This is a genomic window from Staphylococcus sp. HMSC36A10 (assembly GCF_001838845.1).
Lineage (GTDB): Bacteria > Bacillota > Bacilli > Staphylococcales > Staphylococcaceae > Staphylococcus > Staphylococcus aureus.
In genome coordinates this window covers 1-643 of the sequence record NZ_KV839116.1, presented here as the reverse complement: position 1 = coordinate 643, position 643 = coordinate 1, and the positions used below count along the sequence as shown (strand labels likewise).

At 40.3% G+C, this 643-nt stretch carries 1 protein-coding gene; it reads right to left on the bottom strand.

Annotated elements, in window-relative coordinates:
* Window position 1 precedes the first annotated feature (1 nt).
* Window positions 2-643, bottom strand: a 642-nt coding sequence (gene deoC / locus HMPREF3247_RS07655) for a deoxyribose-phosphate aldolase (RefSeq protein ID WP_180363500.1), incomplete at its 5' end; no start/stop codon positions are given.

Below are 643 nucleotides of genomic sequence, written 5' to 3'. Positions count from 1 at the left end.
ATTAGTAATCTGAATCTGCTTCTAAACCTTGCATAATTTGAACACCTGCGCTCGCACCAATACGTGTCGCACCTGCTTCAACCATTTTATTGAAATCTTCTAAATTACGTACGCCACCTGATGCTTTTACTTCTATATCAGCACCTACTGTATCTTTCATTAATTTAACGTCTTCTGCAGTCGCACCGCCAACTGCAAAACCTGTTGAAGTTTTAACGAAGTCCGCACCAGCCGCTTTTGTTAATTCACTCGCTTTTACAATTTCGTCATGGTCCAACAATACCGTCTCAATAATCACTTTTACTGTGTGACCTTTCGCAGCTTTAACCACTGCTTCAATGTCTTGTTGTACATCATCAAAACGTCCATCTTTTAATGCGCCGATGTTGATGACCATGTCAATTTCATCTGCACCATTTTGAATTGCATCTTCTGTTTCAAATGCTTTCGTTGCAGTTGTCGACGCACCTAATGGGAATCCTATTACCGTACAAACTAGCACCTCTGAATCAGCTAGTCGCTCTGCTGCATATTTAACATGTGTTGGATTCACACATACAGATTTAAAATTGTATGCTTTCGCTTCATCGATGATTTGATCGATTTGCGTACGTGTTGACTCAGGCTTCAATAAAGTGTGATC